The sequence below is a fragment of the Pseudomonas sp. efr-133-TYG-23 genome (assembly GCF_030209215.1).
GTDB lineage: Bacteria > Pseudomonadota > Gammaproteobacteria > Pseudomonadales > Pseudomonadaceae > Aquipseudomonas > Aquipseudomonas rhodesiae.
This window is the reverse complement of sequence record NZ_JARVSL010000035.1, coordinates 113,105-119,426: the sequence shown is the minus strand read 5'-3', so window position 1 is coordinate 119,426 and position 6,322 is coordinate 113,105. Positions and strand designations below refer to the sequence as shown.

Genomic DNA, 6,322 nt, shown 5'->3' with positions numbered 1-6,322 from the left:
TGTTTTGTGCGCTCGAAAAGCCGTGGGCATCATCAGCGCCGACTTCGGTGCTAAATTTTCCTCTTTCTATGCAATCACCTTGCGCATGGCTATCATGCGTGCCTCATTGTGAGGCGATACTTGCATGTTGACGTTGTTGAAGCTTCTTAAAGATGGTCGATTTCATTCGGGTGAGGATCTCGGCGCGGCCCTAGGGGTGAGTCGAAGTGCGGTGTGGAAACAGCTTCAGAGTCTAGAGGCGGAATTGAATCTGCCCATACACAAGGTTCGAGGGCGCGGATATCAGTTGGCTGAGCCGCTGTACCTGCTTGATGCTGAAGATATTGCTAAGCGTGCGCCACTCTTGGCCTGGCCTATCCATATATCCGAGTCTGTTGACTCAACCAACGCTGAAGCTCTTCGCTTGATCGGGGCTGGCCATTCAGCGCCTTTCCTTGTGCTCGCAGAACGGCAATCGGCGGGGAGAGGGCGGCGGGGGCGCAAGTGGGTGAGTCCGTTTGCACAAAATATCTATTACAGCCTAGTGCTGCGTATTGAAGGTGGGCTGCGTCAATTAGAAGGGCTTAGTCTCGCGGTTGGCTTGGCTGTCATGCAGGCCTTGCGTGATCTTGGCGTGGATAGGGCTGGTTTGAAGTGGCCGAACGACGTTCTGGTGGACGGAAAGAAGATTGCAGGTATCTTGCTGGAGTTGGTAGGTGATCCCGCAGATATCTGTCATGTAGTACTGGGGATTGGCATCAATGTGAATATGCAAGACGTGGCAGGTGTCGACCAGCAATGGACGTCCGTGCAGTTGGAGATAGGGGGGGCGGTCAACCGTAATGTTCTGGTTGCTCAGCTTGGAGTGCAGCTACAGCGCTATCTTAACTCCCATCAAGAATTTGGTTTTGTGGCTTTGCAGGAGGAATGGGAGCTGAATCATCTTTGGCAGGGGCGCTCGGTCTCTCTCGTTGCGGGTGTTAACCAAATTCACGGGCAAGTGCTAGGTATCGATAGTCGAGGGGCCTTGCGCTTGAGCGTAGCTGGCGTCGAAAAAACCTACAGTGGCGGTGAGCTAAGCCTGAGGTTGCGTGATGATTCTTGAGCTTGACTGTGGGAATAGCTTCATCAAATGGCGTGTTCTCGAGCCTATCGGTATATCAACTTATGCGGAGGGGGTTGTCGGATCGGACACGGCTTTAATTGAGGGGCTGGCAGCTGTTCCGGGTTTGATTCTGACACGTTGCCGACTAGTAAGTGTTCGTGCCGCAGAGGAGACCGATAAGCTGGTTGATACTCTAAAGCGTGTGTTCGGCATCGCTGTCTCGGTGGCGGTGTCTGCTCGGGAAATGGCTGGCGTGCGCAATGGTTATGAGGAATTTGAGCGTCTGGGCCTCGATCGATGGTTGGCAATGCTGGGGGCATTCAAGTTGGCCTCTAGGGCTTGTCTGGTACTCGACTTTGGCACTGCGGCGACAGCTGATTACATTTCGATGGGGGGCGAGCATTTGGGGGGCTTCATCTGTCCCGGGATGCCACTGATGCGGAATCAATTACGTACTCATACGCGCAAGATACGTTATGACGATATTGCTGCTGAGCGAGCCCATGAGAGCCTTTCGCCAGGACGTACGACTGTGGAGGCTGTAGAGCGTGGTTGCACATTGATGTTGAGAGGGTTCGCGTTGACGCAGCTGGAGCTTGCTCGCAGCTACTGGGGAGATGATTTTACTGTGTTTCTCACAGGGGGCGATGCAGGGTTGGTTGCTGATGATGTTCCAGGAGCCCGACTTGTCCCAGACTTGGTTTTCGTTGGATTGGCGATGGCGTGCCCCTTGCCTTGAGGTGTCTTGTCTATGCGTTGGCTGTTTCTGCTTCTGCTCGTTCTGAATGTCTTCTACTACATCTGGCATCAGCAAGAGGCGCCGTTGCGCGCCAAAGATGTTACGCCTCTTAATCTATATCGTGGCTCAGCTCAGGATATTCGACTGCTAAGTGAGTCCTCTGACGCGACCGTTCGCCGGGATCGCGCGAGGGTGCCTGAGGCGCAAGATGCCTGTTTGTATATCGGTGGATTTGCTGATCAGCGCCAGGCGCTAGCCTTGGAGCAGCGCCTCACTAGTCTGGATATAAAGGTCCAGGTCCAGTCGCTGAAGGGGGCGGATGCCTCTCGCTATTGGTTAAGAGTTGCTCCGGAAAGCCGGCGCCTGGCTGATGATCTGCCGTTTGAAAACCTTGCTAAGGAATTCAATGAGTTAAAACATAAAATAATGTTGTGCGAAGGCGTTGCAACTGCCCAATAGTTTGAATAGAATGGCGCCCGCTTCGCAGTGAAGACCTTTGAGGTCTGCAGGGTGAAGCGAAGGTCAACGCTGCTAACCTCATATTTTTAAATGAGAAAGTTGTTGACAGAAGGCTGGCATGATGTAGAATGCCGGCTCGCTTAGGAGGGGTTCCCGAGCGGCCAAAGGGATCAGACTGTAAATCTGACGTCTACGACTTCGAAGGTTCGAATCCTTCCCCCTCCACCATTTTTAGCGTGAGCTGCAAGCTCCGCGGGTATAGTTTAGTGGTAGAACCTCAGCCTTCCAAGCTGATGATGCGGGTTCGATTCCCGCTACCCGCTCCAAGTTTGCAGGTTGTGCAAAGTGTTTCGCTCTTGTAGCTCAGTTGGTAGAGCACACCCTTGGTAAGGGTGAGGTCAGCGGTTCAAATCCGCTCAAGAGCTCCATATGACAAGGCAGATATGAAAATATCTGCCTTTGTTTTAACGGCTGCCTTGGCTTGATTGTGTTGCTCCTGGCTTTGATGTTGGGTTGTCGAGTCTCTTGAGGTTGGTTGTTGTAAAGTCTTTTTCAGGTCTGCATAATGGTCGGCCTGATTTTGTTTTAGGTCAGTAGCTCAATTGGCAGAGCGACGGTCTCCAAAACCGTAGGTTGGGGGTTCGATTCCCTCCTGACCTGCCAGATTCACGTGGTGTGTCTGGCTTTCTTTTCACAGGATCTTCATAGATGACTCCTAAGGCTGAAGCTCAAAGCTCTCGTTTCGATCTCGTCAAGTGGCTGTTTGTGGTCGCTTTGGTGGTCGTAGGCGTTGTTGGCAATCAGTATTATTCTGCTTCGCCGATCCTGTACCGTGTTCTGGGTTTGCTTGCTCTTGCTGCGGTGGCTGCTTTTGTTGGTCTCCAAACTGCCAAGGGTAAGTCGTTCGCAGTTCTGGTAAAGGAAGCTCGCACCGAAATTCGTAAAGTCGTTTGGCCGACTCGCCAAGAAACCACGCAGACCACATTGATTGTTGTGGCTGTTGTTCTGGTTATGGCGTTGCTGTTGTGGGGGCTTGATTCCCTGCTCGGTTGGCTTGTTTCCTTGATTGTTGGCTAAGGGTGTCCCGTGGCTAAGCGTTGGTATGTTGTGCATGCTTACTCCGGTTACGAGAAGCATGTTATGCGCTCTTTGCTGGAGCGCGTAAAGCTTGCAGGCATGGAAGATGGCTTCGGCGAAATCCTCGTTCCCACTGAAGAAGTGGTTGAAATGCGGAATGGTCAAAAGCGCAAAAGCGAACGCAAGTTCTTCCCTGGCTATGTGCTGGTTCAGATGGACATGAATGAAGGTACTTGGCACTTGGTCAAGGACACTCCTCGTGTCATGGGTTTTATCGGCGGTACAGCTGATAAGCCTGCTCCTATCACCGATAAAGAAGCGGAAGCAATTCTGCGTCGTGTTGCTGATGGTAGCGACAAGCCTAAGCCGAAGACGTTGTTCGAGCCGGGTGAGGTTGTTCGTGTCACTGATGGTCCGTTTGCTGATTTTAACGGTACCGTCGAAGAGGTTAACTACGAAAAGAGCCGAATCCAGGTGGCAGTGCTCATTTTCGGTCGCTCTACTCCGGTAGAGTTGGAGTTCAGTCAGGTCGAGAAGGTCTAGCTGAACATGCATCCCAACCCCGCAGCCTTAGGCTGTGGGGTTTTGTCGTCACTGGGATAAACGCGCAAGTAACCGGGGAGCCTTTCGAGGCGTCTGAACCCGTAATTGGAGTGCCTCATGGCCAAGAAGATTACCGCTTACATCAAGCTGCAAGTGAAGGCCGCTCAGGCCAACCCTAGTCCACCTGTCGGTCCAGCTCTGGGTCAGCATGGCGTGAATATCATGGAATTCTGCAAGGCCTTCAACGCCCGTACCCAGGGTCTTGAGCCAGGTCTGCCGACTCCAGTGATCATCACTGTATACAGCGACCGTAGCTTCACCTTCGAAACTAAGTCGACCCCGGCTTCGGTGCTGTTGAAGAAGGCTGCTGGTCTGACTAGCGGTTCCGCTCGTCCAAACACCGTTAAGGTTGGCACCGTAACTCGTGCTCAGCTGGAAGAAATCGCGAAAACCAAAAACGCGGATCTGACTGCAGCTGATATGGATGCAGCCGTGCGTACCATCGCCGGTTCTGCTCGTAGCATGGGCCTTAACGTGGAGGGTGTGTAATGGCTAAGCTGACCAAGCGCCAAAAGGCTATCGCCGGCAAAATCGAAGCAGGCAAGTCCTACAATTTTGTAGACGCCGCCGCTCTGCTGACCGAGCTGTCGACTGTCAAGTTCAGCGAGTCCGTTGACGTTGCTGTGAACCTCGGCGTTGACCCACGTAAATCCGACCAGGTCGTCCGTAGCGCTACTGTGCTGCCACACGGCACTGGCAAGACTGTACGTGTAGCTGTCTTCACCCAGGGTCCAGCGGCTGAAGCTGCCCTGGCCGCCGGCGCTGATCGCGTTGGCATGGACGACCTGGCTGCCGAAATGAAAGGCGGCGACCTGAACTACGACGTAGTCATCGCTTCTCCTGATGCAATGCGTGTTGTTGGTCAGTTGGGTCAGATCCTGGGTCCACGTGGCCTGATGCCTAACCCAAAAGTCGGCACAGTAACTCCAGACGTAGCTACCGCGGTTAAGAACGCCAAAGCTGGTCAGGTTCGTTATCGCACCGACAAAAACGGCATCATTCACACCTCCGTTGGCAAGGTTGGCTTCGACGCCGTCAAGCTGAAGGAAAACGTTGAAGCGCTGATCGCGGATCTCAAGCGTATCAAGCCAGCTTCTTCGAAAGGCATCTATGTCAAGCGCGTTACCCTGAGCACCACTATGGGCCCAGGTCTGGTCATCGACCAAGGTTCGCTGGACGTATAAGACACAGATTGGCGCGAGAAATTGCGCCAGTTGAAAAATTGGGGTCCCTGCCTGGCGGGGGCTATCCAAGACCGTAGGCGACGCAAGTCTTAAACCACAAGCCTACGCAGATGGTGCTCCCGGTTCCTTACCGAATCAGACACCAAAACGACATCCGGCTCCGGCCAGATGAAACGGTAACAAGCAGGAGTTAAACCCGTGGCAATTAATCTCGAAGACAAGAAGGCCATCGTCGCTGAAGTCAACGAGGCTGCCAAAGCTGCTCTGTCCGCTGTCGTGGCTGATGCCCGTGGTGTGACAGTAGGCGCTATGACCGGACTCCGTAAAGAGGCTCGTGAAGCTGGCGTATACGTACGTGTTGTGCGTAATACCCTGCTAAAGCGCGCTGTTGCTGACACTGAATACAGTGTCCTCAACGACGTGTTCACCGGCCCGACTCTGATCGCGTTCTCCAAAGAGCATCCAGGCGCTGCTGCCCGTTTGTTCAAAGAGTTCGCCAAGAGTCAGGATAAGTTCGAGATCAAGGCAGCTGCGTTCGAGGGCAAGTTCCTCGCAGCTAACCAAATCGACGTACTGGCAACACTGCCGACCCGCGACGAAGCCATTTCGCAGCTGATGAGCGTGATTCAAGGCGCTACCAGCAAGCTGGCTCGTACTCTGGCCGCAGTTCGCGAGCAAAAAGAAGCAGCCGCAGCCTAAGGCTGAGCATCTTCTTTCGCGTATTTTTGTTTATTTCGATGGCCGAGTAGGCCGTCCCCCAATTCAGGAAATACAGCAATGTCTATCTCCCAAGACGATATCCTCAACGCCGTAGCTGAAATGTCGGTTCTGCAGGTTGTTGAGCTGATCAAAGCTTTCGAAGAGAAATTCGGCGTTTCCGCTGCCGCTGCTTCCGCCGGCCCAGCTGCTGCTGCTGCCGTTGTTGAAGAGCAAACCGAATTCAACGTCATGCTGACCGAAGCTGGCGAGAAGAAAGTTAACGTGATCAAGGCAGTACGTGAACTGACCGGTCTGGGCCTGAAAGAAGCCAAGGCTGTAGTTGACGGCGCTCCTGCCATGGTTCTGGAAGCTGTTGCCAAAGACGCAGCTGACAAAGCCAAAGCAGCTCTGGAAGAAGCAGGCGCTAAAGTCGAGCTGAAGTAAGCATCGACCTTGCGTCTCCAGCCCAAGCGTTAA

Annotated in this window: 9 protein-coding genes and 4 tRNA genes; all 13 read left to right on the top strand. The window is 53.5% G+C overall.

Translation table 11 applies throughout. The features are described 5' to 3' along the window. Positions 1 to 124: 124 nt before the first annotated feature. The 13 genes from birA (at position 125) to rplL (ending at position 6,289) form a co-directional block, all read left to right on the top strand. Positions 125 to 1,084: a bifunctional biotin--[acetyl-CoA-carboxylase] ligase/biotin operon repressor BirA gene (gene birA, locus QRN41_RS22555; protein WP_034139518.1), complete on the top strand. Its 960-nt coding sequence runs from the start codon at positions 125 to 127 to the stop codon at positions 1,082 to 1,084. Continuing rightward, a complete protein-coding gene (locus QRN41_RS22550; protein WP_034139517.1) occupies positions 1,074 to 1,823 on the top strand; it encodes a pantothenate kinase in 750 nt (249 codons plus the stop codon). The genes birA and QRN41_RS22550 overlap by 11 nt, the downstream gene beginning before the upstream one ends. Positions 1,824 to 1,835: 12 nt before the next feature. After that, positions 1,836 to 2,282: a hypothetical protein gene (locus QRN41_RS22545; RefSeq protein WP_167418233.1), complete on the top strand. Its 447-nt coding sequence runs from the start codon at positions 1,836 to 1,838 to the stop codon at positions 2,280 to 2,282. A 143-nt stretch (positions 2,283 to 2,425) separates the two neighbouring features. Further along, a tRNA-Tyr gene (locus QRN41_RS22540) sits at positions 2,426 to 2,510 on the top strand. A gap of 24 nt (positions 2,511 to 2,534) precedes the next feature. Continuing rightward, positions 2,535 to 2,608 (top strand) — tRNA-Gly (locus QRN41_RS22535). 26 nt (positions 2,609 to 2,634) lie between these two features. Beyond that, a tRNA-Thr gene (locus QRN41_RS22530) sits at positions 2,635 to 2,710 on the top strand. A gap of 159 nt (positions 2,711 to 2,869) precedes the next feature. Continuing rightward, a tRNA-Trp gene (locus QRN41_RS22525) sits at positions 2,870 to 2,945 on the top strand. Positions 2,946 to 2,990: 45 nt separating this feature from the next. Beyond that, the gene (gene secE / locus QRN41_RS22520; protein WP_094066833.1) at positions 2,991 to 3,359 is read left to right on the top strand and encodes a preprotein translocase subunit SecE; all 369 of its coding nucleotides are present in this window, start codon (positions 2,991 to 2,993) and stop codon (positions 3,357 to 3,359) included. A gap of 9 nt (positions 3,360 to 3,368) precedes the next feature. Next, positions 3,369 to 3,902 (top strand): transcription termination/antitermination protein NusG, encoded by a 534-nt coding sequence (gene nusG / locus QRN41_RS22515; protein ID WP_003176436.1) that lies wholly within the window; start codon positions 3,369 to 3,371, stop codon positions 3,900 to 3,902. Between the two features lie 117 nt (positions 3,903 to 4,019). Then, a complete protein-coding gene (gene rplK, locus QRN41_RS22510) occupies positions 4,020 to 4,451 on the top strand; it encodes a 50S ribosomal protein L11 (protein WP_003176435.1) in 432 nt (143 codons plus the stop codon). Further along, on the top strand, positions 4,451 to 5,146 hold the full coding sequence (gene rplA / locus QRN41_RS22505; RefSeq protein ID WP_003176434.1) for a 50S ribosomal protein L1: 696 nt from the start codon (positions 4,451 to 4,453) through the stop codon (positions 5,144 to 5,146). The genes rplK and rplA overlap by 1 nt, the downstream gene beginning before the upstream one ends. 198 nt (positions 5,147 to 5,344) lie before the next feature. Then, the gene (rplJ, locus tag QRN41_RS22500) at positions 5,345 to 5,845 is read left to right on the top strand and encodes a 50S ribosomal protein L10 (RefSeq protein WP_016969477.1); all 501 of its coding nucleotides are present in this window, start codon (positions 5,345 to 5,347) and stop codon (positions 5,843 to 5,845) included. Between the two features lie 78 nt (positions 5,846 to 5,923). Next, the gene (rplL, locus tag QRN41_RS22495; protein WP_027617682.1) at positions 5,924 to 6,289 is read left to right on the top strand and encodes a 50S ribosomal protein L7/L12; all 366 of its coding nucleotides are present in this window, start codon (positions 5,924 to 5,926) and stop codon (positions 6,287 to 6,289) included. Positions 6,290 to 6,322: the final 33 nt, after the last annotated feature.